This is a genomic window from Streptomyces sp. NPDC088762 (genome assembly GCF_044750905.1).
GTDB lineage: Bacteria > Actinomycetota > Actinomycetes > Streptomycetales > Streptomycetaceae > Streptomyces.
Genome location: NZ_JBIVKT010000005.1, coordinates 392,691 through 418,503 on the forward strand (window position 1 = coordinate 392,691; position 25,813 = coordinate 418,503).

Here is a 25,813-nt window from a genome sequence, read left to right on the forward strand (position 1 = left end):
CCCGCCCGCATCCCCGGGCCCGCCCGCATCCCCGGGCCCGGCGGCATTCCCGGGGCCGCCCGCATCCCCGGGGCCGGTCCCGCTCGCGCTCCCGCGCCGCTGCCGCAGTCCGTCGGCCCCCGTCGCTCCTGCCATCTCCGGCCCTCCTGTCACTGACGTGCCGCCAGCCGTCTGCCGTTCGCCGCCTGTTGCCCGCTGCCGTTCACCACGCCCCGCACCGCCGCTCCGGGGAGCGGGCTGCGGGCCCGGGGTGCCTGCCCGGTGCCCTGAGCGCCGCAGGCGACCGGCTCCGGGCGCGGGCCCGCGTCACGCCGGGCCCGCCGCAGGCTAATGGGTATCTGCCCCTCCGTCGGCCCACGCCCGCACCGACCGCCCCGTAAAGAATCTGACACTGCATCAGAAAACCTCTTCCCTCGCATGGCGGGCTGCGGCATCCTGCCGCCCATGGAGACGGAGCTGAGCAAGAAACTGGGAGTCGAACACGCCATCTTCGGCTTCACGCCCTTCCCGGCGGTCGCCGCCGCCATCACCCGGGCGGGTGGATTCGGCGTTCTCGGCGCGGTCCGCTACACCGCGCCCGACGACCTCAAACGCGACCTCGAGTGGATGCAGGCGCACACCGACGGCAAGCCCTACGGCCTCGATGTCGTCATGCCCGCCAAGAAGGCCGTCGACGGCATCAGCGAAGCCGACATCGAGGCGATGATCCCGGCCGGGCACCGCGCCTTCGTCCGCGACACCCTCGCCAAACACCACGTGCCCGAGCTCGCCGAGGGCGAGGCCTCCGGCTGGCGGATCACCGGCTGGATGGAGCAGGTCGCCCGCAACCAGCTCGACGTCGCCTTCGACTACCCCATCAAACTCCTGGCGAACGCGCTCGGTTCCCCGCCTGCCGACGTCATCGCGCGCGCCCACGACCACGGCATCCTCGTCGCCGCCCTCGCCGGCAGCGCCAAACACGCCCGCCGCCACGCGGAAGCCGGCATCGACATCGTCGTCGCCCAGGGCTACGAGGCCGGCGGCCACACCGGCGACATCGCCACCATGGTCCTGGTCCCCGAAATCGCCGAGGCCGTCGCCCCGCTCCCGGTGCTCGCCGCCGGCGGCATCGGCAGCGGTGAGCAGATCGCCGCCGGCCTCGCCCTCGGCGCCCAGGGCGCCTGGCTCGGCTCCCTCTGGCTGACCACCACCGAAGCCGACCTCCACTCCCGCGCCCTCACCGAGAAGCTGCTCGCAGCCGGCTCGGGCGACACCGTCCGCTCCCGCGCCCTCACCGGCAAGCCGGCCCGCCAGCTGCGCACCGAGTGGACCGACGCCTGGGACGACCCGGAGGGTCCGGGCGCGCTCCCCATGCCCCTCCAGGGCCTGCTCGTCGCCGAGGCCGTCTCCCGGATCCAGAAGTACGAGGTCCAGCCGCTGCTCGGCACCCCCGTCGGGCAGATCGTCGGCCGGATGAACACCGAACGCAGCGTCCAGGCCGTCTTCGACGACCTGACGAGCGGCTTCGAGCGCGCCATCGACCGCATCACCCGCATCGCCGGCCGGGCCTGAGAGGAACGCGACCGCCATGACCGACCCCGACAAGCAGCCCCCGAACGGGTTCTGGGCGCAGGCCACCGCAGACCCGGAACGCACCGTCCTCATCACCCCCGAGGGCGAGGAATGGAGCGCCGGCCGGCTGCACGCCGACGTCAACCGCCTCGTCCACGGCCTGCGCGCGGCCGGCCTGGAGCAGGGCGACGTCTTCGCCGTCGTCCTCCCCAACGGCGTCGAGTTCTTCACCGCCTACCTCGCCGCCGCCCAGGCCGGTTTCTACCTCGTCCCCGTCAACCACCACCTCGTCGGCCCCGAGATCGCCTGGATCGTCTCCGACTCGGGCGCCAAGGTCCTCATCGCCCACGAGCGCTTCGCCGACGCCGCCCTCGCCGCGGCCGACGAGGCCGGCCTGCCCGCGAGCCACCGCTACGCCGTCGGAGCGGCCCCGGGCTTCCGGCCGTACGGGGAACTCCTCGACGGACAGCCCGGTACCCCGCCCGAGGGGCGCACCCTCGGCTGGGTCATGAACTACACCTCCGGCACCACCGGCCGCCCGCGCGGCATCCGGCGCCCGCTGCCCGGCAAGCCGCCCGAAGAGACCTACCTCGGCGGCTTCCTCGCCATCTTCGGCATCCGCCCCTTCGACGACAACGTGCACCTGGTCTGCTCGCCGCTCTACCACACCGCGGTCCTGCAATTCGCGGGCGCTGCCCTGCACATCGGGCACCCGCTCGTCGTGATGGACAAGTGGACCCCGCAGGAGATGCTGCGGCTGATCGACCGGCATGCGTGCACGCACACCCACATGGTCCCCACCCAGTTCCACCGGCTCCTCGCCCTCCCGCAGGAGACGAAGGACGCGTACGACGTCTCCTCGATGCGACACGCCATCCACGGCGCCGCGCCCTGCCCCGACCACGTCAAGCGCGCCATGATCGACTGGTGGGGCCGGTGCGTCGAGGAGTACTACGCGGCGAGCGAGGGCGGCGGGGCCTTCGCCACCGCCGAGGACTGGCTGAAGAAGCCGGGAACGGTCGGCAAGGCCTGGCCGATCAGCGAACTCGCCATCTTCGACGACGACGGCAACCGGCTGCCCCCCGGGGAACTGGGCACCGTCTACCTGAAGATGAACACCGGCGGCTTCAGCTACCACAAAGACGAGGGCAAGACGAAGAAGAACCGCATCGGTGACTTCTTCACCGTGGGTGACCTGGGCCTGATGGACGAGGAGGGGTACCTCTTCCTCCGCGACCGCAAGATCGACATGATCATCTCGGGCGGGGTGAACATCTACCCCGCCGAGATCGAGTCCGCCCTCCTCACCCACCCGGCGGTCGCCGACGCCGCGGCCTTCGGCATCCCGCACGCCGACTGGGGCGAGGAGGTCAAGGCCGTCATCGAACCGGCCGAGGGCTTCGAGGCGGGCGACGCGCTGGCCACGGAGATCCTGCACCACTGCGAGCGGCAGCTCGCCGGCTACAAACGCCCCAAGACGGTCGACTTCATCGGGACGATGCCCCGCGACCCCAACGGCAAGCTCTACAAGCGGCGGCTGCGCGACCCGTACTGGGAGGGCCACGACCGCGCCATGTGACGGCGCCGGCCGCGGGTCGGACCCGACCTAGTGCTCTGACCGGGAAGGATCACCAGGGTCAGTACGCTGAGAAAGGCTGCGGTGGGTGAGGAGGTCGGGCATGACGCGGAGACTGTCGATGGATGAGGCCGTCGGATTGCTTGAGGGCGAACTGGGTTCAGGGTCAGGGCAGCGAGCGCTTGACGATCTGGTGACGGAAGATTTCTGGCTTGCCTTCCTCCGATTTGGCCGACGGCCGTTCGACGTCCCGGACATACCCGACGCTGACGGTCTTCTGTTCCAGTACGGGATCCACGCGTTCGACGGCCCTCGAGCGTTCACGCTGGACCTCACCCGGCAGTTCGAGATCTCCGCCAGCGACGGTGATCACGACCATTACGTGCAGGTCCACTGCGAGCTCAAATACGGCCTCGCACCCGCCTTGGAGGCCCTCGGAAGCTACGACTCGTGGTTCTTCCACGATGCCGGAGACGATCTCGAGGAGTGGGCGCAAGGACTGACCGAGCGAGCGGCCTGGGCAACGATCCGCGGACTCAGGCCGATCGGGATCAGGGTGTATCGAGAGCAGGTGTAGTCGTTCAGGCGGCCATCGTGGTGCGACGCCCTCCCCAGCGAACACCCTTCTCACTGCGGATGCGGGCTCGTTCGCGTCGTTGGGCTGCGGGAACGTCGGGGTCGCGGGCGTTCTGGTTCCGCCAGCGCAGGTAGGCGTGCAGGGCCCGGGTCTGGACCGTGTGGTTGTGGTGGTGCGAGTTGGCCAGGGTGCACTGCCGCAAGGGTCCGAAGTGGGCTTCGATGGGATTGTTCCCAGGACGCGTAAGTCGGGGTGAAGCGCAGCTCGACCTTGTTCCGGTTCGCCACCCAAGTGTGGTCGATGCCCTTGCGGCGCCGATTAATTCCCTACATCTGGTCGTCGCCGACGGAGTAGCAGCCATGGAATTAGGTGATCCCGTGGGTGCGGCGGTAGGCCGCGGGCAGCCGGTCTGGCCTGCCTTGTTCTGCCCAGCAGGGGCCGGCGGTGGGGCGGATGCCCAGCGGGCCGAATGCGTCAAAGGCGAACGTGCGGTCCGGCCGCTCGTTGACCGCGTACTCGATACGGGCCAGCTTGGCGTCGAAGCCCGCATCAGGGGACTCCTTCCAGGTCTTCGTGCGCTGGAAGGAGATCCCGCGGCGGGCCAGTAAGCACCGTAGAGCCTCCCGGCCGGTCCGGACGATCCTGGCTGTGTTCCTGCGCAGGTGATCGGCGAGCTTGCGGGTGGACCAGCGGGTGAAGTGCCGCCGGCCGAGGCCAGCAGCATCATCGCCCGCCGGAACCGCACCGAACTGGTACTGCCTAGCCGGACGAGGTCCTGGGGTTTCGGCCCCTCCTGCTCGGTCCAGCACGAGCAACCCGGCGAATCTTCCCGGTCACAGCACTAGACGCCGACGGCCCCGTCGATCCGTTCCCTGAGCAGGTCGGCGTGGCCGTTGTGCCGGGCGTACTCCTCGACCATGTGGAGGAGCACCCAGCGCAGCGAGACCTTCCCCCGCCACGCGTCCGTGCCCTCGACGTCCAAGTCGGGCGCCCCGGCGGTGAAGCGCTCGGCGAACGCCACCTCGGCGCGCCACGCCACCCACGCCTCCTCGACGGCCCCGGGAGCGGACAGCGCGCCGTCGAAGGCCCCGTCCGGGTCGGCCGGCGAGGAGAACAGCGAGGCCACGTCCTGCCCGGCCAGCACCTGCCGGAACCAGCGGCGCTCCACCTCGGCCAGATGCCGCACCAGGCCCAGGAGCGAGAGCGTCGACGGTTCCACGGAGCGCCGCGACAACTCGTCCTCCAGCCCCCCGCACTTCAGCTTCAGCGTCGCCCGCTGGGCGGCCAGGACGGAGACGAGCATCGGCCGTTCGTCCCCGGTCGCCGGGCCGCTGAAGCGGCCGTCGTCCCCGTCGCCGGCAAAGAATTCCGCTCTTTTCCTCGGGTTCACCATGTCCGGATCATGCAACAGGCGCGCGGCGGCGTGGAAGCCCCGGGCGCCGGCGCACACCGTTGCCCGGTGTCCGCCACGCCCGGCTGCTTCCTGAGAAGTCCCACGTCAGGGCCCCGCAGGCGGGCGTCGCGCCGCACTGGGCGCACAGTTCTGGCAACTTGGCCGACATGAGTACGGCAACGCGCAGGTCCCCCCTGACCGACTGGACCCTCCTGGTCCCCGTGGTGGCGCTCGTGGCGCTCGTCTTCAGCTGGGGGCGCGATCTGCCCGGATTCGCGGTGGCGCTGGTCGCCCTCTGCCTGGCGGGCGCCGTGCTGGCGGCCGTCCACCACGCCGAAGTCGTCGCCCACCGCGTCGGCGAACCCTTCGGCTCCCTCGTCCTGGCCGTCGCCGTCACCGTCATCGAAGTGGCGCTCATCGTCACCCTGATGGCCGACGGCAACGACAAGACCGCCTCCCTCGCCCGGGACACCGTCTTCGCCGCCGTCATGATCACCTGCAACGGCATCGTGGGACTGTCCCTCCTCGTCGGCGCCCTGCGCAACCGCGTCGCCGTCTTCAACGCCGAAGGATCCGGAGCGGCCCTCGCCACCGTCGCGACCCTCGCCGTCCTCAGCCTCGTCCTGCCGGCCTTCACCACCTCCAAGCCCGGCCCGGAGTTCTCCACCGCCCAGCTGACCTTCGCGGCCGTCGCCTCGCTCGCGCTCTACGGCCTGTTCATCGCCGTCCAGACCGTCCGTCACCGGGACTACTTCCTTCCCGTGGACACCGGGCGGAGTCCCGGCCCGGACGCCGACGGCGCCGACCACGCCGCGCCGCCCACCGCCCGCGCCGCCCTGGCCAGCGTCGGCCTGCTGCTGGTTTCGCTCGTCGCCGTGGTCGGCAACGCCAAGGCCGTCTCCCCGACCATCGAGAAGGGCGTCGCCGACGCCGGCCTGCCCAACGCCGTCGTCGGTGTGATCATCGCCCTGCTCGTCCTGGCTCCCGAGACCCTGGCCGCCGTCCGTGCGGCCCGCCGCGACCGCGTCCAGACCAGCCTCAACCTGGGCTACGGCTCCGCCATCGCCAGCATCGGCCTGACCATCCCGGCGATCGCGCTGGCCTCCGTCTGGCTGTCGGGCCCGCTGACGCTGGGCCTCGGCCCGACCCACCTGGTGCTGCTCGCCCTGACCGTCGTGGTCAGCGCCCTGACCATCGCCCCCGGCCGCGCCACGCTGCTCCAGGGCGGGGTGCACCTCGTCCTGCTGGCCGCGTACCTCTTCCTGGCCGTCAGCCCGTGAGGGCCGCGGCCAGGAAGCAGGCCGGGCGGGTCACCGACGTTCGCGCGGCCACACCACCTTCAGCTGCGGCGATGTGAGGATGTCCCGCTCGCAGAACCTCGAGGTCACCCAGCGCTCCTGCGAGAACAGCCGGGTCTGGTCCGCGGAGGAGGGCGAGTGCGGGTTCGCGGACTGGCCGTACGTCAGCAGGGTGCGCGCCACCGGGCAGTGGCCGCCGTCCCAGCCCACCGCCTGAATGTGGCTGGATCCGTGCACGACCTCGGGGTAGCCCCCGGCCGCCGCGTTCCACGGCGCCTCGATCTTGTTCCAGACGCCGAGAGCCTCCGTACCGCCGCCGACCGGCAGCTTCTGTCCGCCGCGGACCACGAACTGGTGCTCGCCCAGCGGGGCGTCCAGCGCAATCCCGGCCGCCCTCAGCTCGGCGACCGCGTCGGCGAGGGAGCGCCCGATGCCGGGTGCGGCCTGGTTGAGCGTACGGGGCGTGCGTACCGGATCGGCCGCCGAGAACGGCACCAGCCACAGGTCCTTGGCGGGGGTCGTGGCGGTCAGCCTGCGCCAGAACCGGTCGAAGAGCAGCGCGCCGCGACTGGAGCTGTCGGCGGTACGGTCCCAGCCCGCCAGCACCCCGCACGCCGCCGAGACGTCCACCGCGGTGCCGTCGCTCGCCGTGGCCGTGCCCCCGGGCAGGGCCGCGCAGGCCCGCGCCGCGTCGGCCGCCGCCAGGCCGCCGGCCGGCACCCGGTTCGCGAACTGCTGCTCCTGCAGGTCGGTCACCGTCAGCCGGCCCTTCGCGGCCATCGCCGCCACGTCCTCCACCGCACCGCGCGTACGCATCGAGCGCGGGGTGGAGACATTGCCCCATACGCGTTCGTAGCCGGTCAGCGGGCGGTCCGCATTGGCCAGCCAGGCGCTGTCGTTGGAGTTCTCCGCGTACGGGGCGTCGCGCAGGGTCGGCGCCTTCCCCGGGCCGAACACGCCCGGCTGTACGGCGTCGGGGTCCGAGCCGGGCGCGCAGTCACCGCGCGAACCGTCCAGCACCGCCAGCCCCGACGCCGGATACGTGGCCCGGCCCAGCGGGGTGGAGCAGCGGGCGGCGAGCTCGTCGGTGATGCGGGGGAGCACCTGGGACTGGGTGAAGAGGGTGCCGCCCGCCGAGTCCGCGGCCACCGTGTTGACCCAGGGCAGGCCCTGCGTGCGCCTCAGGGCCTCCTGGATGCCCGCGACCGAGCGGGCCCTGCCCATGGCCAGTGCGGTGTCGGAGCCGCGCAGGTTCGCCGCGTTGGGATCGTTCAGCGCGTACGCCGTCCCCGTCGTCCAGGGCAGGGGCAGGCTCGGGCCGAGGCCCGTGATCACGGGACCGTAGCGGGTCCACCACTGGGTGCGGGTGACCGGATCGCCCGTGGCGACCGGGACGGTGACGGTCCGCCGGGTCATCTTCTCCGGCTTGCCGTCGACCAGGTAGGCGGTCGGATCGGACGGGTCGAGGGTGAGCTGGTGCAGGTTGACGGGGGTGCCGGTGGCCACCGTATGGCTCCAGGCCACCTTCTCGTTGAAGCCGATGTTGACCGCGGTGGTGCCGAGCAGGGAGCCGCCGGAGACGTTCAGCTCGCCCGGGATGGTCTGCTGGGACTGCCAGAAGCGGCGGCTGCCCTGCCACGGGTAGTGCGGGTTGCCGAGCAGCAGACCGCCGCCGCTCGCGGTGGTGGAGCCGGCGAAGGCCACCGCGTTGGAGCCCATGTCGTAGCGGGTGGTGTCGAAGAGCTCCCGGGCGGCCTCCGCTGCGGCGGCCGGATCGATCTCCTGCGGGGCCGCTGCGAGGGCACCCGCGCCCGGCGCCGGTGCGCCAGGCGCCGGTGTGCCCGGTGGCTGCGCGCCGGTGATGCCGTCGACGCCGCGTCCCTGACCGCCGAGGACCGAGACCGCGAAGCCGCGGGCGGCCACGTCGGTGGCGGTGACCGGGCGGACCCAGGCCGCGCCCTTGCAGGCTGGGTCGGTGATCTCGTTCTGGGCGAGCCAGGCGTTGTAGCCGGCGGCCCAGCCGCGCATCAGCTCCTTCACGTCCTTGCCGGGACCGGCCGGAGCGGGCGTCGACAGCAGCCGCTCGACCGTGCCGGACTCCCGTACGCCCTTGAAGTACAGGTCGCTCGAGAGGTTCCCGGCGGCGGACGAGAGCGACCCGTCGGGGGCGGCGCCGGGGCCGAACCAGCGCGAGCGCTCACCGGCGAGGGTCACGAACCCGTCGGCCAGGACGCACACCTGGTCGGCGGCCTGCGCCCAGCCGGTGCCGAAGCCGAGGTGCGCGTAGTCCCGGGCGACTATGTGGGGTATGCCGTACTCGGTGTAGCGGATGACCGCCGAAAGCCCGCCGTGCGTAACCGTGTTGTCGTCGGTGGCCGCCGCGGCCTGCGGGATCGCGGCGGCGGTGGCGAGCAGGGCGGCGCCGAACAGGGCGACGCGGCGGACGGGTCGGGTGGGGCGGCGTGCGGGGAAAGCGCGCAACATGTCTCCCAAGTAGCCTGCGATCGAGCGTGGTTGCTCGTGAAACCGGTGGTGCTCGGGTTGCCCCACACTCATGCAGGTGATCGGATGATCTGTCAACATCCCGTTTGGTATCCGACGGGGGAGACGAGGTTCGCGTCATGAAGGCAGTGCGGCACAACACGGTCGACGGACTGGTGCGCGACAGCGCGCGGCGGACTCCTGACCGGACGGCGGTCCGCTACCGGGAACGGAGCTGGAGCTACGCCCGGCTCGACGCGGCCGTCTCCACTGCCGCGGCCCTCCTCAGGGGGCCGCACGGGCTGGCCCCCGGTGACCGGGTCGCCACCTACGCCCACAACTCCGACGCCTACCTGATCGCGTTCCTCGCCTGCGCCCGGGCCGGACTCGTCCACGTCCCGGTGAACCAGAACCTGACGGGCGAGGACCTCGCCCACATCCTTCGGAACTCGGGGAGCGCCCTGGTGCTCGCCGATCCCGAACTGGCCGACCGGGTGCCGGCCGGGTACGAGGTGCGGCCGCTGCGGGACCTTGCGGATCCGGCGGCGGAACAGACACCGTTCGAGGCGGCCGGCGACCCCGACGCCCTGGTCCAGCTGCTCTACACCTCCGGGACGACGGCCCTGCCCAAGGGCGCGATGATGACGCACAGGGCCCTCGTCCACGAGTACGAGAGCGCGATCGAGGCGCTGGACCTGGCCGAGGGGGACCGGCCCGTGCACTCGCTGCCGCTCTACCACTCGGCGCAGATGCACGTCTTCCTGCTCCCCTACCTGGCGGTGGGGGCGGAGAACACGATCCTGGACGCACCGGTCGCGGAGCAGATCTTCGACCTGGTCGAGGCGGGGCGGGCCGACAGCCTCTTCGCCCCGCCGACGGTGTGGATCGCCCTGGCCAACCATCCGGACTTCGGCCGGCGGGACCTGGGCGCGCTGCGCAAGGCGTACTACGGGGCCTCGATCATGCCGGTGCCGGTCCTGGAGCGGCTGCGGGGGCGGCTGCCGGGGCTCGGCTTCTACAACTGCTTCGGGCAGAGCGAGATCGGGCCGCTGGCCACGGTGCTGGGGCCGACGGAACACGAGGGGCGGATGGACTCGTGCGGGCGTCCTGTGCGCCATGTCGAGGCGAAGGTCGTCGACGAGGAGGGCAAGGACGTCCCGGACGGTACGGCGGGCGAGGTGGTCTACCGGTCCCCGCAGCTGTGCCTGGGCTACTGGGACGACCCGGAGGCGACGGACAGGGCCTTCCGGGACGGGTGGTTCCGCTCGGGGGACCTGGCGGTGCGGGACGCGGAGGGCTATTACACGGTGGTGGACCGGGTCAAGGACGTCATCAACTCCGGCGGGGTGCTGGTCGCCTCACGGCAGGTGGAGGACGTGCTGTACACCCATCCGGGCGTGGCCGAGGCGGCGGTGGTCGGGCTGCCCGACGAGCGGTGGATCGAGGCGGTGACGGCGGTGGTGGTACCGCGTGGAGAGGTGACGGAGGCGGAGCTGATGACATACGCGCGGGAGAAGCTGGCCCACTTCAAGGCCCCGAAGCGCGTCCTGTTCGTGACGGCCCTCCCGCGCAACGCCAGCGGCAAGATCCTCAAGCGCGAGCTGCGCGACCGCTTCGCGCACACCCCGCCCGAGGCCCCCTGACCCCCCTGCCCCCCCTGGCCACCGGCGCTGGCCGAGCCGGGCCGCAGGGGTTACGGGCCGACGGCGAGGCTCCCCTGCGGGCCCGCTCGGCGGGGCTTCGCCCCCAGCCCCTCCGCGCCGCAGCACCGCCGGCGGGGCCGGATCGGCTCCGCGTCGAGGCTTGCCCGCGGACGCGGCCGGGGATCCGAGGGGCACGGGCCGGGGGGCGGGCCGGTCCCTGCCCGGGAGGGGCTGACGGGATCTCTTCTGCGGCACGGGGCTGCCAGGCCGGTTCCCGGACGGGTTCGACATCGATGCCCTGGCTGATCGGCTCCCAGGTGTGGGCCTCCTCGCGGGCGCCTTCCGCGGGGGCCGTGAGGATCGCGGCGGCCGCTCAACCGGTCAATGGGGTCGCCGGGTCGGCGGACGTGGCTGACCGCCAGGCCTTGGCGGAACGGCCCGATCGTGGCCTCGTCGGCGGGCCAGTGGCCTCCGTTCGGCGCAGTGTGGTCCCGCCCGCGCGGCCCGTCCGGAAGGACCCCGGACTGTACGACCGGGGCCTGGATTCCAGCACCGGCGCCTTCGGCGGCGAGCGCCTCGGTCCCTCCGGGGCCGAATCCCGTGCGCAGTACGCCCCCGGCGCCGGCGAAGGCGAGCCGCCCGCCGATACCGCTCTATCCGCACCACCACACGCGCCTTCCGCGCCCGCATGTGCGGCAGCGCGGCCGGTGAGCGCCGCCGGGTCGAAGGAGTGCGGGTCCATCAGGTGGCGGACTCGGCGTCGGAGGTCTCCTTCACGGCGCTGACCAGGCCCCGCGCCGCGGTGTGGGCGACGACGTGGAGGCGTCCGTAGGGGTCCGGCGACCTTCGTGACGACCTCGGTGGGCTGGCGGCCGCGCATCCCGATCGGCTCGTACCCGGCGCGCTGGGCGTGACGGACACGGCACGCGCCGGGGCTCGGGGCGGCGGCCCGCCGCGGGCCGACGGTGTTCCGGGCGGTGAGCGCGGCCTCCGTGAGGTCCGGCCGTACCGGACGAGGCTCCCCTGGTGCTGTGCGCTCGTCAATCCCCTGGTCTTCAGCCCTACTTGATCGGCGGTGGCGGTTCGTCCCGGCATCGCCGGAGCCGCACGGTCAGCCGGATCTCCCCTCATGAGAAGACGAGTCGTCGGGGGGAAAGATTCCGCTGTGGCGCAGCCGCCGGAGGGTGAGGTGCTCGTGGAGAAGTCGCCCGACGAGGGCTCCTCCGTAGACCACGAAGCCGACGCCGACCAGCCAGGACTGGACGACCAGCAGGGTGCCGAAGGGGCCGTAGGTCACGGCGTTGGAGGCGATCAGCGGGGAGAACACCAGCTGCGAGAAGATCCGCAGCCCCAGGAGCCCGAGGCTGGTGGCCACCGCCCCCGGGATCAGGGCGCGCCAGCGGACCCGGCCGCCCAGCAGCAGCCGCTGTGAGCCCCAGAAGAACAGGCAGGTGCCGAGGAGGTCGCCGACGGTGCCCAGGACCGTGCCGAGGGCGTCGTTCGACGGAGCGGGGATCCCGACGAGCAGGGCGAGGTAGCAGACGAGGAGCGCCAGCCAGATGACGTGCCGCCACATGGTGTGCCAGCGGGCGGTCGGCAGGTCCCAGACCTTCTCGTAGCCGGTCTGTACGGCTGAGCCGAAGGTCAGGCCGAAGACCGCCAGTGCCGCGAGCCCGAAGGCGGTGGTCCGCTCCAGTGCCAGGTCCGCCGCGCTGAACAGCATCTCGACCCGCGCCCGCGAGTACTCCGCCACGCCGAGGGCCTGGCCGAGCCACCGGCCGAACCCCGAGCCGCTGCCCGGCGCGGCGGCCGCCACGACCACCAGCAGCGGCACCAGGGTGAGGAACCCCAGGGCTGCGAAGCCCATGGCCCGGTGCATCAGCTCCATCTCCCGGCCACGGCTCCAGGCCAGCCCGGCAGGGGAACCCTGGACACGGTCGTGCAGCTGCCGGATGAGGGAGATCACGCCTCATGCACTACCCGGCAGGGCCCGCCGACTCCCGGGAGCCGCCCCGAAATAGGCCCGAAAGGGTGGTTTCAGCTGCCCGCAGGCGCGCCCCCTCCCTCTTCGGCCCCGCGGAGGTCCACCAGCCGCTTGATCTTCCCCACGGAGCGCTCCAGCGTCTCCGGATCGACCACCTCCACCCGGACGGAAACCCCGATGCCCTCCTTGACGGCCCGGACCACGGCGGCGCCCGCGGCCTCCCGCCGCGGGGCGTCGGCGTCCCGGCGCGCCTCCACCCGTACCGTCAGAGCGTCCATGCGGCCCTCCTTGGCCAGCCGCAGCTGGAAGTGGGGAGCGAGACCGGGCGTCCGCAGGAGGATCTCCTCGATCTGGGTCGGATATATGTTCACCCCCCGCACGATGATCATGTCGTCACTGCGGCCCGTCACCTTCTCCATCCGGCGGAAGGCGGGGCGGGCCGTCCCGGGCAGCAGCCGCGTCAGATCCCGGGTGCGGTACCGGATGACCGGCATGGCCTCCTTGGTGAGGGAGGTGAACACCAGCTCTCCGGGCTCGCCCTCCGGCAGCACGGCACCGGTCAGCGGGTCCACCACCTCGGGGTAGAAGTGGTCCTCCCAGATGTGGAGCCCGTCCTTGGTGGAGGCGAACTCCTGTGCCACGCCCGGACCCATGACCTCGGACAGCCCGTAGATGTCCACGGCGTCGATGCCGAGCCGCTCCTCGATCTCCCGGCGCATCTCCTCGGTCCACGGCTCCGCCCCGAAGATGCCCGTTCTGAGCGAGGTCGCGCGCGGGTCCAGCCCCTGGCGCTCCATCTCGTCCAGCAGGGTGAGCATGTACGAGGGGGTCACCATGATGACCTCCGGCCGGAAGTCCTGGATGAGCCGGACCTGCCGGTCCGTCATGCCGCCCGAGGCGGGCACGACCGTACAGCCGAGGCGCTCGGCCCCGTAGTGCGCGCCGAGGCCGCCGGTGAACAGCCCGTAGCCGTAGGCGATGTGGACGATCTGGCCGGGCCGGCCGCCGGCGGCACGTATGGACCGGGCGACCACATCCGCCCAGGTCGAGAGGTCCCCGTCGGTGTACCCGACGACGGTGGGCCGCCCGGTGGTGCCGCTGGAGGCGTGGATGCGGCGCACGTCCGCGCGGGATACGGCGAACATTCCGAAGGGGTACTGGTCGCGCAGATCGGTCTTCGTGGTGAAGGGGAACAGGGCGAGGTCGGAAAGGGACCGGCAGTCGTCGGGGTGTACGCCGGCCTTGTCGAAGGCCTGTCTGTAGAACGGCACCCGGTCGTAGGCGCGGTGCAGGGTCGCGCGCAGTCGCGTCAGCTGGAGGGCGGCCAGCGCGTCGGGGCTCAGGCGCTCGCCTTCGTCGTGGAGTTGTGCGTCGTGAGCCGCCATGCCGTCACCTCGTCGTGTCGTTGTGTTGTGTCGTGTCGTCTTGTCGTCGTGTTGCGTTCCCGTGGAACCGACCGATCATTCGGTAGATTGCCAGGTGGGGGTCGGGTAAATCAATGACTCGAACGAGTGATCGTCTGTTGTGATGGGCCGCATGCCTTCCTTCAGCACGTACGACGGAACCGAACTCGCTTACCACCTCCGGGGGGAGGGCGACCCGCTCGTCTGCCTTCCGGGCGGCGCCATGCGCGCCTCGGAGTATCTGGGGGAACTCGGCGGCCTCACCGCGAACCGCCGTCTCGTCCTGCTCGACCTGCGCGGCACGGGCGACTCGGCGATACCGGCGGACGAGTCCACCTACCGCGTCGACCACCAGGTTGCCGACGTCGAGGCGCTCCGGGTGCACCTGGGTCTGGAGCGCATGGACCTCCTCGCGCACTCCGCGGGCGGCAACCTCGCCCAGCTCTACGCGGCCGCGCATCCCCAGCGAGTGGGCCGGATCGTTCTGGTCACCCCCACCGCGTGGGCGGTGGACCTGCCCGTGACCAATGAGCACCGGCTGGAAGCGGCTCGGCTGCGGGCCGGGAGCGAGCCCTACGACACCGCCATCGCGGCCTACGAGCGGATCCTGGCGGGCGACGGCCCCGGGGGGCGGGGCGAGGAGGAGTGGGACCTGGCCGCGCCGCTGTTCCACGGCCGCTGGGACGAGGAGGTCCGGGCGCACTGGGCGGCGGGCGAGCGGCAGCAGAACGCGAAGGCGGCCGAGGCGTATGCGGGGGCCGGCGCCTTCGATCCGCCCGCGACGCGGGCGGGGCTGCGGCGGGTTGCGGGGGAGGTCCTGGTGCTGGCCGGGGAACTGGACGGCAATCCGCGGCCGGTGTTGGCGGGTGCGCTTGCCGCGCTGTTTCCGCGGGGGGTCGTTGATGTGCAGGCCGGGGCGGGTCACTTTCCTTGGCTGGATGACCCGGGGTGGTTCGCGGGGCGGGTGGAGCGGTTCTTGGCCTCGGGGGTCTGAGCGGGGGCTCGGCGCCGGTCGCTGCGCGGGCCTTCCCCCACCCCGCCCCTTCCCGAAACTGTGGGCTCCGCCCCCAGCCCCCCGCGCCTCAAGCGCCGGCGGGGCTGGGTGTGGCTGGTGGGGCGGGGTGGGTGCGGCTCAAAGATCCGGGGCTCTGCCCCGTGCCCCGCTCCTCAAACGCCGGAGGGGCTGGATGGGGCTGGTGTGGCTGGGTGGGTGCGGGTTGGGGATTCGGGGCTCCGGCCCTTTGGATTCGTGGTTCCGTCCTGTGTCCTGCTCTTCGGGCGCCGGAGGGGCTGGATGGGGCTGGTGTGGCTGGGTGGGTGCGGGTTGGGGATTCGGGGCTTCGGCCCTTTGGATTCGTGGTTCTGTCCCGTGCCCTGTTCTTCAGGCGCCGGAGGGGCTGGATGGGGCTGGTGTGGCTGGGTGGGTGCGGGTTGGGGATTCGGGGCTCCGGCCCTTTGGATTCGTGGTTCCGTCCCGTGCCCTGCTCTTCAGGCGCCGGAGGGGCTGGGTGGGTGCGGGTCCGGGATTCGGGGCCCCGCCCGCCTGGTCTTCAAGCGCCGGCGGGGCTGGAGTGGGCCCGCATCGGGCCTTCTCCGAGGTGTTGTCAGGGGCCGGCCGGACCCGCACGGGATGTGCCGAGCCCCCGCAGGGGCTACGCGTTGGACTCCGTTGCCACCTGTTTCGCCCAGCGGTAGTCCGCCTTGCCGCTCGGGGAGCGCTGGATGGTGGGGGTGATGACCAGTTGGCGGGGGATCTTGTAGCCCGCCAGCCTGGTGCGGCAGTGGGTCTGGATGTCGGCCAGGGTCGGTTCCTGGGCGCCCGCGCGGAGTTGGACCACCGCGGCCACGTGACTGCCCCACTTCGGGTCCGGGACCCCCGCGACCAGCGCGTCGTACACGTCCGGGTGGGACTTCAGCGCCTGCTCCACCTCCTCCGGATACACCTTCTCGCCACCCGTGTTGATGCACTGCGAGCCGCGCCCGAGGACGGTGACGATGCCCGCCTCGTCCACCGTGGCCATGTCTCCGAGCAGCACCCAGCGTTCCTTGCCCTTCTGGAAGAAGGTCTCGGCGGTCTTCACGGGGTCGTTGTAGTAGCCCAGCGGGACGTACCCGCGCTGCGCGAGGCGCCCCGGTACGCCCACCGGCACCGGCTCGTGGGTCACCGGGTCCACCACCTGCGTACGGTCGTTGACCTCCAGGCGGAAGCCCTTCTCGGGGCCTGAGTCGCTCGCCGCCCGCCCGTTGGAGCCGGATTCCGACGACCCGAAGTTGTTCAGGAGCAGCACGTTCGGTGCCAGCCGCTGGAACTCGGCCCGTACCGTCTCCGACATGATCGCGCCGGACGAGGAGACACTGAAGAGGGAGGACAGGTCCGTGCCCTTCAGGGGGCCGTTCAGCGCGTCGATGAGCGGCCGCAGCATGGCGTCGCCCACCAGCGACACGCTGGAGACCTTCTCCTTCTCGATCGTACGGAGCACCTCTTCGGGCGCGTACTTGCGGTGGATGACCACCCGCTGGCCGTAGTTGAAGGCGATGAACGAGGTGAGGGTGGACGTGCCGTGCATCAGCGGAGGCGCCGGGAAGAAGGTGAGACCGGCGCCCTTCGACGCGACTCGCTCCGCCAGCTCCTCCGGCCGCTTCACCGGCTCGCCCGAGGGCTCCCCGCCGAAGAGCCCGGCGAAGAAGAGGTCCTCGGCCCGCCACATCACGCCCTTGGGCATACCGGTCGTGCCGCCCGTGTAGATGATGAACAGGTCGTCGGGCGACCGGGGTGCGAAGCCGCGCTCCGGCGAGCCGGCCGCCTCGGCGTCCGCGTACGCGACCGGTGCGATCGAGGGCTCCGGTGCGCCTTCGGGGGTCTCCCCGACGCGGATCAGGTGGCGGAGCTTCGTCGTCTGCGGGAGGGCGGCGGCCACCCGTTCGGTGAACTCGCCCTCGAAGACGAGCGCGGCGAGGTCGGCGTCGTTGTAGAGGTAGACCAGCTCCTCCTCCACGTACCGGTAGTTGACGTTCACCGGGACGAGGCGTGCCTTCAGGCAGGCCAGGACGGTCTGCAGGTACTCGACCCCGTTGTACAGGTGCAGGCCCACGTGTTCGCCGGGCTTCAGTCCGCTGTCCAGCAGGTGGTGCGCGACGCGGTTCGCCGCTGTGTCCAGCTCCGCGTACGTGAGGCGGCGCTCGGCGCCGGTCCCGGGGTGGTCCACGTACACGAGGGCCTCGCGGTCCGGAACCACGTCCACGACCGATTCGAACAGGTCGGCAAGGTTGTACTCCACCGTTCCTCCTGACCCCGAAAAATGCCCATGGCTGGTCTGCTCCGGCGGTCATTAGAGCGCCGCCGACCCCAAGTGGGAAGGGAGCCGCCCAAGAAAACTGACTGTGTGTCAGAAAACTATTGAACTGCACCCCCGCCTACTGCAACCTGTTCTAGGTCTTGAGACGGGAGGACGGCAATGGGTGGGACAGAACACCTGACCGTGCAACGCCACGGCGCCACGCTGGTGCTCACCATGAACAGGCCCGAGGCGAAGAACGCGCTCTCGCTGCCGCTGCTGGTGGGGCTGTACGACGGCTGGCTGGAGGCGGACGCCGACGACGGGATCCGCTCCGTGGTGCTGACGGGCGCGGGCGGGGACTTCTGCGCCGGAATGGACCTCAAGGCACTGGCCGGGAAGGGCATGGCGGGCGACCAGTACCGGGACCGGCTCAAGGCCGACCCCGACCTGCACTGGAAGGCGATGCTGCGCCACCACCGGCCGCGCAAGCCGGTGATCGCGGCGGTCGAGGGGTACTGCGTGGCGGGCGGGACCGAGATCCTGCAGGGCACGGACATCCGGGTGGCGGGGGAGGGGGCCACCTTCGGGCTGTTCGAGGTCAAACGGGGGCTCTTCCCGATCGGGGGCTCCACGGTGCGGCTGCCACGGCAGATCCCGCGGACTCACGCGCTGGAGATGCTGCTGACGGGGCGGCCGTACTCCGCGCAGGAGGCGGCGCGGATCGGTCTGATCGGGCGGGTGGTGGCGCAGGGGACGGCGCTGGAGGCGGCCCTGGAGATCGCCGAACGCATCAACGAGTGCGGGCCGTTGGCGGTGGAGGCGGTGAAGGCGTCGGTGTACGAGACCGCCGAGCTGACCGAACGGGAGGGGCTGGCGTCCGAGCTCTTGCGGGGGTGGCCGATCTTCGACACCGCGGATGCGAAGGAGGGGGCGCGGGCCTTCGCCGAGAAGCGGCCCGCGGTGTACCGGCGCGAGTAGCCCCGGGGGCTCTGCCCCGGACCCCGCGCCTCCATCGCCGGCGGGGCTGTACGTGCCGGGCCGGGCAGGCCGGGGGCGGGTCAAGGATTCGGGGCTCTGCCCCGTACCCCGCTCCTCAAGCGCCGGAGGGGCTCGGGTTGGGCCTCGAGAGTGCGCAGGTGCGGGTCAAGGATTCGAGGATCCGCCCCGTACCCCGCTCGTAGTCCCGGCGTAGCCGAAGAGTTGGAACCGATCGTCCCCTCGAAGTGAGAATCGGAGAGTCGCCCATGACAGCCGCCGCGTCACCGCCAGAGGTGCTCCGTGCGCCTCTCGTCGTCGAGTTCCCCTTCACCCGGTCCCTGGGACCCGTCCAGTCGGCGTTCCTCACCGGGTTGCGCGAAGGCGTCGTGCTCGGGGTCAGGACCTCTGACGGCGCGGTGATGGTCCCGCCGGTCGAGTACGACCCCGTCACCGCCGAGGAGATCCGCGAGCTCGTCGAGGTCGGCGTCACCGGCACCGTCACCACCTGGGCCTGGAACGCCTCCCCGCGCCCCCAGCAGCCGCTCGACACCCCCTTCGCCTGGGTGCTGGTGCGCCTCGACGGCGCGGACACCGCCCTGCTGCACGCCCTCGACGCCCCCGGCCCCGACGCCGTGCACACCGGCATGCGGGTACGGATCCGCTGGGCGGCGGACCGCAGCGGCGCCATCACCGACATCGCCTGCTTCGAGCCGTACGAGGGCCCGGACGCCGGCGAAGCCGCCCCGCACGACGGCTCCTTCGCCGACCCCGTCACCGGCATCGTCGCCGAGGCCCGCCTGGACTACACGTACAGCCCCGGCCGCGCGCAGACCGCCTACATCAACGCCCTCTCCGAGCGGAAGACCGTCGGCGAGCGCTGCCCCTCCTGCCACAAGGTGTACGTCCCGCCGCGCGGCGCCTGCCCCACCTGCGGGGTCGCCACCACCGACCAGGTCGAGGTCGGCCCGGCCGGCACCGTCACCACCTTCTGCATCGTCAACATCAAGGCCAAGAACCTGGACATCGAAGTCCCGTACGTCTACGCCCACATCGCCCTCGACGGCGCCGGCCTCGCCCTCCACGGCCGGATCGGCGGCATCCCGTACGACCAGGTCCGCATGGGCCTGCGCGTCGAGCCCGTGTGGACCGAAGGCGGCCGTTACCCCGATCACTACCGCCCCACCGGCGAGCCGGACGCGGACTACGACGCGTACAAGGAGCTCATCTGATGCCCAGGACGAGCAGGCACGCACGCGATGTGGCCGTCGTGGCCTTCGCGCAGAGCGACCACCTGCGCCGCACCGACGAACTCAGCGAAGTCGAGATGGTGATGCCGGTCCTGCACCAGGTGCTGGCGCAGACCGGCCTGAAGGCCGGTGAGATCGGCTTCACCTGCTCCGGTTCCAGCGACTACCTGGCCGGCCGCGCCTTCTCCTTCACCATGACCCTCGACGGGGTCGGCGCCTGGCCGCCCATCTCCGAGTCGCACGTGGAGATGGACGGCGCCTGGGCCCTCTACGAGGCCTGGGTCAAGATCCAGACCGGCGAGGCCGACACCGCGCTCGTCTACGCGTACGGGAAGTCCTCGCCGGGATCGGTACGCGACGTCCTGACCCGGCAGCTCGACCCCTACTACCTCGCCCCCCTGTGGCCGGACTCCGTGGCCCTGGCCGCCCTCCAGGCCCAGGCCCTGATCGACGCGGGCGAGACCGACGAGCCCGCGCTGGCGGCCATCGGGGCCCGCAGCCGCGCCTCCGCCGAGGCCAACCCGCACGCCCAGCTGCGCGGCACCGTCCCCCAGGGCGACTACCAGGTCCAGCCGCTCCGGACCGGCGACTGCCCGCCCATCGGCGACGGCGCGGCCGCGGTGATCCTGGCGGCGGGAGACACCGCGCGGCGCCTGTGCGGGCGCCCCGCCTGGATCACCGGCATCGACCACCGCATCGAGGCCCACGGCCTGGGCCTGCGCGACCTCACCGACTCCCCGTCCACGCGGACCGCCGGCGAGCACGCGGGGGTCTTCGAAGCCCCCGTGGACACGGCGGAACTGCACGCCCCCTTCTCCTCCCAGGAGGTCGTGCTCCGCAAGGCCCTCGGGCTCGGCGACGGGGTCACGGTCAATCCCTCCGGCGGAGCACTCGCCGCCCACCCGATGATGGCCGCCGGCCTGATCCGGATCGGCGAGGCGGCCGCCCGCATCCACCGCGGCGAGTCCGACCGGGCCGTCGCCCACGCCACCTCCGGTCCCTGCCTCCAGCAGAACCTGGTCGCCGTCCTGGAAGGGGACCGAGCATGAGCACCTCGGGCAAGGAGCCGGTCGCCGTCGTCGGGATCGGCCAGACCAAACACGTCGCCGCCCGCCACGACGTCTCCATCGCCGGCCTGGTCCGGGAAGCGGCGGCCCGCGCCCTCGCCGACGCCGAGCTGACCTGGGCGGACATCGACGCGGTCGTCATCGGCAAGGCCCCCGACTTCTTCGAGGGCGTGATGATGCCGGAGCTGTACCTGGCGGACGCGCTCGGCGCGGTCGGCAAGCCGATGCTACGCGTGCACACGGCCGGTTCGGTCGGCGGCTCCACGGCGCTGGTCGCCTCCAACCTCGTCGCGGCGCGCGTCCACCGGACCGTCCTCACCCTCGCCTTCGAGAAGCAGTCCGAGTCGAACGCCATGTGGGGGCTCTCGCTCCCGGTGCCGTTCCAGCAGCCGTTGCTGGCGGGCGCGGGCGGGTTCTTCGCCCCGCACGTACGCGCGTACATGCGGCGCACCGGCGCGCCCGACACGGTGGGCTCGCTGGTGGCGTACAAGGACCGGCGCAACGCGCTGAAGAACCCGTACGCGCACCTGCACGAGCACGACATCACCCTGGAGAAGGTCCAGGCCTCGCCGATGCTGTGGGACCCGATCCGGTACTCCGAGACCTGTCCCTCCTCGGACGGCGCCTGCGCGATGATCCTCACCGACCGGGAGGGCGCGGCCCGTTCGCCGAAGCCGCCGGCCTGGGTGCACGGCGGGGCCATGCGCAGCGAGCCGACGCTCTTCGCGGGCAAGGACTTCGTATCGCCGCAGGCGGGCAAGGACTGCGCGGCCGACGTCTACCGGCAGGCGGGCATCACCGACCCGCGGCGGGAGATCGACGCGGTGGAGATGTACGTGCCGTTCTCCTGGTACGAGCCGATGTGGCTGGAGAACCTGGGCTTCGCGGAGGAGGGCGAGGGCTGGAAGCTCACGGAGGCCGGTGTGACCGAACTCGACGGGGACCTCCCCGTCAACCCGTCCGGCGGGGTGCTGTCCACCAACCCCATCGGCGCCTCCGGCATGATCCGCTTCGCGGAGGCGGCCCTCCAAGTCCGCGGCCAGGCCGGGGAACACCAGGTTCCGGGCGCCCGCAGGGCCATGGGACACGCGTACGGCGGCGGCGCGCAGTTCTTCGCGATGTGGCTGGTGGGGGCCGAAGAGCCCGCCTCCTGAACAGGATCGAGCCTCCGGCCGGGGGTGCCGGACCGGTCACGGGTGACTCACCGTGGCCTGTGCGGCACCCGCTGCGGTGGTTAACCTTGCCCCCGGACGACGTACCGGGAGGAGCACGCACGTGGCAGAGAGCATGACTTCACAACCCCGCGCCGGATGGGGCAAGCCGGACCTCGATCTCACCGGGGCGCAGTGGCAGTCGAGCAGCCGGGGAGCGGGGGACGTCCAGATCGCCTTCGTCGAGGGCTTCATCGCGATGCGCAACGGCGACCGGCCGGAGAGCCCTTCGCTGATCTTCGCGCCGGACGAGTGGCGCAAGTTCGTGCTGAACGCGCGGGGCGGCGAGTTCGACCTCACGTAGTTCCGGCACGGGTACGCGGCGCACCACCGGGCGCGGGGCCGCCGCCCCGGTGGCCGCCGGATCCCCCTTGCCGCTCGGCCCCGGGCCCGGGCAGGATGGGCCCATGACGATCATCCGCCGAAAGGGCGATGCCGCGTAGACGGCCCGGCGCGCTGCGCGCCGAACGAGGAACGTACGGGGACCGGCGGCCACCGGCGTGGACGCGGGCACTGCCGCCCGTGGACCGGCTGCCGTCCGATGCCGCTGCCGCCGCCCACTGGGCCAGGCCCGGCCGGGCCGACGAGATCGCGGATTTGCTGAGCCGCTACCGCACCTTCCTGCGGCGGCCCGGCAGCCCGCTGCTCCTGGCGCCCTCCCCGTGCCCGGCCTGCCCGGGCTGCGCCCGCGACGACATCGCCGTCGTCCGCGACGAACTGGCCGACCTCCACCGCGCCCTGCCCCCGGTCGCCCGGACCGCCCTGGGCCGCGTACTGCGGGGGCTGGACGCCCAGTTCCGCAGGCGGACCCTGCCCGAGTGGGACCCGCCGGCCGACCGGTGGGCCGACTGGAGCGGTCGTCCGCTCGGCTGGTGGCACCGGCGGGTCTACGAGGACACCTGACCCGCAGGCGGCGTCCGCCGCGCGGGCGGCCGGCCCCGCCCGCGCGCAGCTCCGTACACCCGTGCGCACACCCCGTAAAAGAAGATCGGAATCTTTCCCGACAGCGGCCGCGCCACCCCCGTGCGCGGGCGTACGCTGATCTCCCGAACAGGCCTGGGGGGTACCAGCCATGACGGACCGCCGGACCCGTACGCGGCGCACCGTGGTCGAACGCGAGACCGAACTCGCCGTCGTCGACGAGACCCTGGACCGGCTCACCGGTCCCGAGCCCGGCGAGGGCGGCGGACTGCTCGCCTTCTCCGGCCCCGCAGGGCTCGGCAAGACCACCCTCCTCGCCGAAGTGCGCCGCCGCGCCCACGCCCGCTCCTGCACCGTCCTCGCCGCCCGCGGCGGCGAACAGGAGCAGAGCCAGCCCTTCCACGTCGCCCGCCAGCTCGTCCAGCCCCAGCTGGCCGGCGCCTCGGAGCGGGAACTGCGAGCCGTCCTCGGCAGCTGGTACTCCATCGTCGGCCCGGCCCTCGGACTCTGCGCCCCGGAGCAGGGCGCCCCGCCCGACCCCCAGGGCCTGCGCGACGGACTCGACTGGGTCCTCACCCACCTCGTCGTCCAGCGCGCCCCCGTCACCCTGGTCCTCGACGACGCGCACTGGGCCGACCCCGAATCCCTCGGCTGGCTCGCCGCCTTCGCCCCGCGCGCCGAGCACCTCCCGCTGCTCCTCGTCGTCGCCTACCGCCCCGACGAACTGCCCGCGCACGCCGACGCCTTCCGTACGCTGCCCGGCCGCGCCGGCCACCGGCCGCTGACCCTCGCACCGCTGACCCCGCCCGCCGTCGCCGCCCTCGTCCGCGAGTCGGTCGGCGACCACGCCGACGACGCCTTCTGCCGCGAGGCGTGGACGGTCACCGCCGGCAACCCCTTCGAAGCCGTGGAACTCACGGCGAAGGTGCGGGAGAAGGGCCTTTCCCCGGTCGCGGAGAGCGCCCCACTGCTGCGCGACCTGGCCGCCGCCCAGCGCGGCAGCGGACTCGTCGCCCGCCTCGAACGCCTCGGCCCCTCCACCGTCCGCTTCGCGTGGGCCTGCGCGATCCTCGGCACCGCCATCCCGCAGGACCTCGCCGCCCGCGTCGCCGCCCTCGGCACCGAGGAGGCCGTCGACGCCACCTGGCGGCTGCGGGAGGCGCGCATCCTGTCCGCCGCCACGGAAGAGCCCGGGGCGGGGCTGGAGTTCGTCCACCCGCTCATCGCCACCGCCATATACCGTGCCATCCCCGACGCGCTCCGTGTCGCCCTGCACGGCAAGGCCGCCGCGGCCGTCGTCGACGCCGGACTCGGCCCGTCCGCCGCAGCCCGCCACCTCCTCGAGACCCATCCCGAGAACGACCCCTGGGTGGTACGCACCCTGCGAGAGGCCGCCGGCGAGAACCTGCGGGCCGGCGCCCCCGAGGCCGCCCGCCGCCAGCTCGCCCGCGCCCTGCGCGAACCCCCCGACTTCGACGAACGCGCCGCCGTCCTGTACGAACTCGGCTGTGCCTCCCTGCTCACCGAACCGGCCACCACCGTCAACCACCTGCGGGCCGCCCTCGCCGAGCCCGTCGACGACCCGGCCCTGCGCCAGGGCATCGTCATCCGGCTCGCACAGGTACTCGCCCACAGCGACCACCTCGCGGAGGCCTCCGCGGCGCTGGCACGGGAGATCCCGAACACCCGGGACGTACGCGCCCGGCTGCGCCTGCAGTCCGAGCAGTTCATGTGGGACGCCTTCAACGCCGCCGAGCACGACTCCCCGGCCCGCTCCCGCCGACTGGCGAGACTCGCCGACCGGCTGGCCGGCCGCGACCTCACCGAGCGGTACATCATCGGGCTGCGGACCTGGGACGCCTGCCTGCGCGGAGAACCCGTCGACGTGGTCCTGCACCATGCGGGGCGGGCCCTGGACCCCTCCTTCAGCTGGGCGTACGAGGACCGCGGCTTCGAGGTCCCGGTCCTCGCCGCGATGGTCCACATGTACGCCGACCGGCCGTGGCGCGCCGAGGAACTGTTCGACGAGGGCACCGCCGAATTCGAGCGGCAGGGCTGGCGCGGCGCACACCTCTCCTTCGCCTACAGCCTGCGCGCCTACATCCGCTACCGGCGGGGACGGCTCGTGGAGGCCGAGGAACTCGCCCGCGCCGGACTGGGCCTCGCCGAGCGCGTGGGCCGCCGCACGCCCGTCCACTGGTACGCCATCGCCATCCTCGTCACCACCCTCCTCGCCAGGGGGCGGACCGAGGAGGCGTGGGAGCTCGCCCGCGAACACGAGTACGGGCAGCCCTTCCCGGCGGCCGTGGTCTTCCCCGACTCCCAGACCGTGTACGCCGAACTGCTCCTCGCCCGGGGCGACACCGGGGCGGCCGCCGCGGAACTGGAGGCGGTGGACCGGCGGCTGACCCCGCGCGGCATCCAGAACCCGGCGTGGTGCCCGTGGCAGCTCCACCTGGCCCGCGCGGTCTGCGGCGGGGATCCCGAGCGGGCGAGGGCGCTGGCCGCCGACGCCGTACGGCGGGCCCGCGCCTTCGGGGCCCCCTCGGGCATCGGCCAGGCGCTACGGGTGGCGGCTGAGGTCGCGGCGCCCGCGGAGCGGGCGGGACTGCTGCGGGAGGCCGTGGCACTGCTGTCGGTCTCGCCGGCGGGATACGAGCTGGCCCGCGCGCTGGCCGCACTCGGCGCGGAGCTCGGGGACACCGGCCTGCTGGCGCGGGCCGTGGTGACGGCCCGCGAATGCGGCGCCGACGGCCTGGCGGCACGGGCGGCCGAGACCCTGCAGGCCTTGGGCGGCGGCCTGCCGCACGGGTCGCCCTGGCAGGAAGCCCTCTCGGAGGAGGAACTCCAGGCAGCGCAGCGCGCGGCCGCGGAGCCGCACGACTACGGCCCCGGCGCGGACGGACCGGGCGGGGACGGCCCCGGCGCGGACGGACCGGGCCTGGGCGGATGGGGCCTGGACGGCTCGGGCATGGCCGGCTCGGGCTTGGTCGCCCCCCGCGCCGACGGCTCGGGCAAGGACGGCCCCGGCCCCGACTGGGTGCTGTCCTCGGCCTGCCGCAAGCTCGGCACCGACCTCCCGGGCCTCGCGGCCGCCCTGAAGGCCTACGCGCCCTAGGGCCTGTCGTCAAACTCCCGTCTGCCCCGCGACGCCTGGCACGCGCTCTCGCCGCACCGGGCGGAATCCCGAGTACGTCCAGTACGA

The 25,813-nt window shown here is 72.7% G+C and carries 18 protein-coding genes and 1 pseudogene; 13 read left to right on the forward strand and 6 right to left on the reverse strand.

Annotated features, from left to right (window positions below; genetic code table 11):
* Window positions 1-444 precede the first annotated feature (444 nt).
* The 3 genes from ACIP5M_RS15980 (at window position 445) to ACIP5M_RS15990 (ending at window position 3,704) form a co-directional block, all read left to right on the forward strand.
* Window positions 445-1,551 carry an NAD(P)H-dependent flavin oxidoreductase gene (locus ACIP5M_RS15980; RefSeq protein ID WP_401197131.1) on the forward strand — a complete coding sequence of 369 codons (1,107 nt, stop codon included), beginning with the start codon at window positions 445-447 and terminating at the stop codon, window positions 1,549-1,551.
* A 16-nt stretch (window positions 1,552-1,567) separates the two neighbouring features.
* Complete coding sequence (locus ACIP5M_RS15985; protein ID WP_401197134.1) at window positions 1,568-3,130, forward strand: acyl-CoA synthetase; 1,563 nt, start codon at window positions 1,568-1,570, stop codon at window positions 3,128-3,130.
* A 100-nt stretch (window positions 3,131-3,230) separates the two neighbouring features.
* Entirely contained in the window at window positions 3,231-3,704 is a 474-nt protein-coding gene (locus tag ACIP5M_RS15990; RefSeq protein WP_401197136.1) for a hypothetical protein, read from the forward strand.
* Window positions 3,705-3,708: 4 nt separating this feature from the next.
* Here ACIP5M_RS15990 and ACIP5M_RS15995 read toward each other — a convergent pair.
* Window positions 3,709-4,506: pseudogene (locus tag ACIP5M_RS15995) on the reverse strand (hypothetical protein); the annotation flags it as partial.
* Window positions 4,507-4,545: 39 nt separating this feature from the next.
* Window positions 4,546-5,097, reverse strand: a complete 552-nt coding sequence (locus tag ACIP5M_RS16000) for a DinB family protein (protein WP_401197139.1) — start codon at window positions 5,095-5,097, stop codon at window positions 4,546-4,548.
* A 167-nt stretch (window positions 5,098-5,264) separates the two neighbouring features.
* Here ACIP5M_RS16000 and ACIP5M_RS16005 point away from each other — a divergent pair, with 167 nt between their 5' ends.
* Window positions 5,265-6,377: a calcium:proton antiporter gene (locus tag ACIP5M_RS16005; protein WP_401197141.1), complete on the forward strand. Its 1,113-nt coding sequence runs from the start codon at window positions 5,265-5,267 to the stop codon at window positions 6,375-6,377.
* A gap of 30 nt (window positions 6,378-6,407) precedes the next feature.
* Here ACIP5M_RS16005 and ACIP5M_RS16010 read toward each other — a convergent pair whose 3' ends face one another.
* Window positions 6,408-8,879, reverse strand: a complete 2,472-nt coding sequence (locus tag ACIP5M_RS16010) for a penicillin acylase family protein (RefSeq protein ID WP_401197144.1) — start codon at window positions 8,877-8,879, stop codon at window positions 6,408-6,410.
* Between the two features lie 137 nt (window positions 8,880-9,016).
* On the opposite strand from ACIP5M_RS16010, the gene ACIP5M_RS16015 reads away from it, so the two are divergent.
* Window positions 9,017-10,519: a fatty acyl-CoA synthetase gene (locus tag ACIP5M_RS16015; protein ID WP_401197147.1), complete on the forward strand. Its 1,503-nt coding sequence runs from the start codon at window positions 9,017-9,019 to the stop codon at window positions 10,517-10,519.
* A gap of 1,111 nt (window positions 10,520-11,630) precedes the next feature.
* On the opposite strand, the gene ACIP5M_RS16020 is transcribed toward ACIP5M_RS16015, so the two are convergent.
* Both ACIP5M_RS16020 and paaK read right to left on the reverse strand, forming a co-directional pair.
* Window positions 11,631-12,407, reverse strand: coding sequence for a YhjD/YihY/BrkB family envelope integrity protein (locus ACIP5M_RS16020; RefSeq protein WP_401197225.1), 777 nt, complete (start codon window positions 12,405-12,407; stop codon window positions 11,631-11,633).
* 149 nt (window positions 12,408-12,556) lie between these two features.
* Window positions 12,557-13,888, reverse strand: a complete 1,332-nt coding sequence (paaK, locus tag ACIP5M_RS16025; RefSeq protein ID WP_401197150.1) for a phenylacetate--CoA ligase PaaK — start codon at window positions 13,886-13,888, stop codon at window positions 12,557-12,559.
* Window positions 13,889-14,039: 151 nt separating this feature from the next.
* Between paaK and ACIP5M_RS16030 the strand changes: the two genes are divergently transcribed.
* Window positions 14,040-14,900 carry an alpha/beta fold hydrolase gene (locus ACIP5M_RS16030; RefSeq protein ID WP_401197152.1) on the forward strand — a complete coding sequence of 287 codons (861 nt, stop codon included), beginning with the start codon at window positions 14,040-14,042 and terminating at the stop codon, window positions 14,898-14,900.
* A gap of 658 nt (window positions 14,901-15,558) precedes the next feature.
* Here the strand turns inward: ACIP5M_RS16030 and ACIP5M_RS16035 are convergent.
* Window positions 15,559-17,184: an acyl-CoA synthetase gene (locus ACIP5M_RS16035; protein ID WP_401197154.1), complete on the reverse strand. Its 1,626-nt coding sequence runs from the start codon at window positions 17,182-17,184 to the stop codon at window positions 15,559-15,561.
* 177 nt (window positions 17,185-17,361) lie between these two features.
* Here ACIP5M_RS16035 and ACIP5M_RS16040 point away from each other — a divergent pair, with 177 nt between their 5' ends.
* The 7 genes from ACIP5M_RS16040 (at window position 17,362) to ACIP5M_RS16070 (ending at window position 25,726) form a co-directional block, all read left to right on the forward strand.
* A complete protein-coding gene (locus tag ACIP5M_RS16040) occupies window positions 17,362-18,162 on the forward strand; it encodes a crotonase/enoyl-CoA hydratase family protein (protein ID WP_401197157.1) in 801 nt (266 codons plus the stop codon).
* Between the two features lie 266 nt (window positions 18,163-18,428).
* Window positions 18,429-19,391 (forward strand): Zn-ribbon domain-containing OB-fold protein, encoded by a 963-nt coding sequence (locus tag ACIP5M_RS16045; protein WP_401197159.1) that lies wholly within the window; start codon window positions 18,429-18,431, stop codon window positions 19,389-19,391.
* Window positions 19,391-20,458 (forward strand): thiolase domain-containing protein, encoded by a 1,068-nt coding sequence (locus tag ACIP5M_RS16050; RefSeq protein ID WP_401197162.1) that lies wholly within the window; start codon window positions 19,391-19,393, stop codon window positions 20,456-20,458. Before ACIP5M_RS16045 ends, ACIP5M_RS16050 begins: the two co-directional genes overlap by 1 nt.
* The gene (locus tag ACIP5M_RS16055) at window positions 20,455-21,630 is read left to right on the forward strand and encodes a thiolase domain-containing protein (RefSeq protein WP_401197164.1); all 1,176 of its coding nucleotides are present in this window, start codon (window positions 20,455-20,457) and stop codon (window positions 21,628-21,630) included. Before ACIP5M_RS16050 ends, ACIP5M_RS16055 begins: the two co-directional genes overlap by 4 nt.
* Before the next feature lie 133 nt (window positions 21,631-21,763).
* Window positions 21,764-21,991 (forward strand): DUF397 domain-containing protein, encoded by a 228-nt coding sequence (locus ACIP5M_RS16060; RefSeq protein WP_401197167.1) that lies wholly within the window; start codon window positions 21,764-21,766, stop codon window positions 21,989-21,991.
* Between the two features lie 128 nt (window positions 21,992-22,119).
* A complete protein-coding gene (locus ACIP5M_RS16065; protein WP_401197169.1) occupies window positions 22,120-22,590 on the forward strand; it encodes a hypothetical protein in 471 nt (156 codons plus the stop codon).
* Window positions 22,591-22,759: 169 nt separating this feature from the next.
* Window positions 22,760-25,726: an ATP-binding protein gene (locus ACIP5M_RS16070; RefSeq protein ID WP_401197172.1), complete on the forward strand. Its 2,967-nt coding sequence runs from the start codon at window positions 22,760-22,762 to the stop codon at window positions 25,724-25,726.
* The last annotated feature ends 87 nt before the right edge of the window (window positions 25,727-25,813 follow it).

What these genes read in the sequence shown, in the direction of transcription:
- ACIP5M_RS16055 (WP_401197164.1), top strand. Translation starts at nt 20,455, where the DNA reads ATGAGCACCTCGGGCAAGGAGCCGGTCGCCGTCGTCGGGATCGGCCAG.
- paaK (WP_401197150.1), bottom strand. Translation starts at nt 13,888, where the DNA reads ATGGCGGCTCACGACGCACAACTCCACGACGAAGGCGAGCGCCTGAGC.
- ACIP5M_RS15990 (WP_401197136.1), top strand. Translation starts at nt 3,231, where the DNA reads ATGACGCGGAGACTGTCGATGGATGAGGCCGTCGGATTGCTTGAGGGC.
- ACIP5M_RS16040 (WP_401197157.1), top strand. Translation starts at nt 17,362, where the DNA reads ATGGGTGGGACAGAACACCTGACCGTGCAACGCCACGGCGCCACGCTG.
- ACIP5M_RS15985 (WP_401197134.1), top strand. Translation starts at nt 1,568, where the DNA reads ATGACCGACCCCGACAAGCAGCCCCCGAACGGGTTCTGGGCGCAGGCC.
- ACIP5M_RS16060 (WP_401197167.1), top strand. Translation starts at nt 21,764, where the DNA reads ATGACTTCACAACCCCGCGCCGGATGGGGCAAGCCGGACCTCGATCTC.
- ACIP5M_RS16030 (WP_401197152.1), top strand. Translation starts at nt 14,040, where the DNA reads ATGCCTTCCTTCAGCACGTACGACGGAACCGAACTCGCTTACCACCTC.
- ACIP5M_RS16015 (WP_401197147.1), top strand. Translation starts at nt 9,017, where the DNA reads ATGAAGGCAGTGCGGCACAACACGGTCGACGGACTGGTGCGCGACAGC.
- ACIP5M_RS16010 (WP_401197144.1), bottom strand. Translation starts at nt 8,879, where the DNA reads ATGTTGCGCGCTTTCCCCGCACGCCGCCCCACCCGACCCGTCCGCCGC.
- ACIP5M_RS16045 (WP_401197159.1), top strand. Translation starts at nt 18,429, where the DNA reads ATGACAGCCGCCGCGTCACCGCCAGAGGTGCTCCGTGCGCCTCTCGTC.
- ACIP5M_RS15980 (WP_401197131.1), top strand. Translation starts at nt 445, where the DNA reads ATGGAGACGGAGCTGAGCAAGAAACTGGGAGTCGAACACGCCATCTTC.
- ACIP5M_RS16065 (WP_401197169.1), top strand. Translation starts at nt 22,120, where the DNA reads ATGCCGCGTAGACGGCCCGGCGCGCTGCGCGCCGAACGAGGAACGTAC.
- ACIP5M_RS16000 (WP_401197139.1), bottom strand. Translation starts at nt 5,097, where the DNA reads ATGGTGAACCCGAGGAAAAGAGCGGAATTCTTTGCCGGCGACGGGGAC.
- ACIP5M_RS16050 (WP_401197162.1), top strand. Translation starts at nt 19,391, where the DNA reads ATGCCCAGGACGAGCAGGCACGCACGCGATGTGGCCGTCGTGGCCTTC.
- ACIP5M_RS16070 (WP_401197172.1), top strand. Translation starts at nt 22,760, where the DNA reads ATGACGGACCGCCGGACCCGTACGCGGCGCACCGTGGTCGAACGCGAG.
- ACIP5M_RS16005 (WP_401197141.1), top strand. Translation starts at nt 5,265, where the DNA reads ATGAGTACGGCAACGCGCAGGTCCCCCCTGACCGACTGGACCCTCCTG.
- ACIP5M_RS16020 (WP_401197225.1), bottom strand. Translation starts at nt 12,407, where the DNA reads ATGGAGCTGATGCACCGGGCCATGGGCTTCGCAGCCCTGGGGTTCCTC.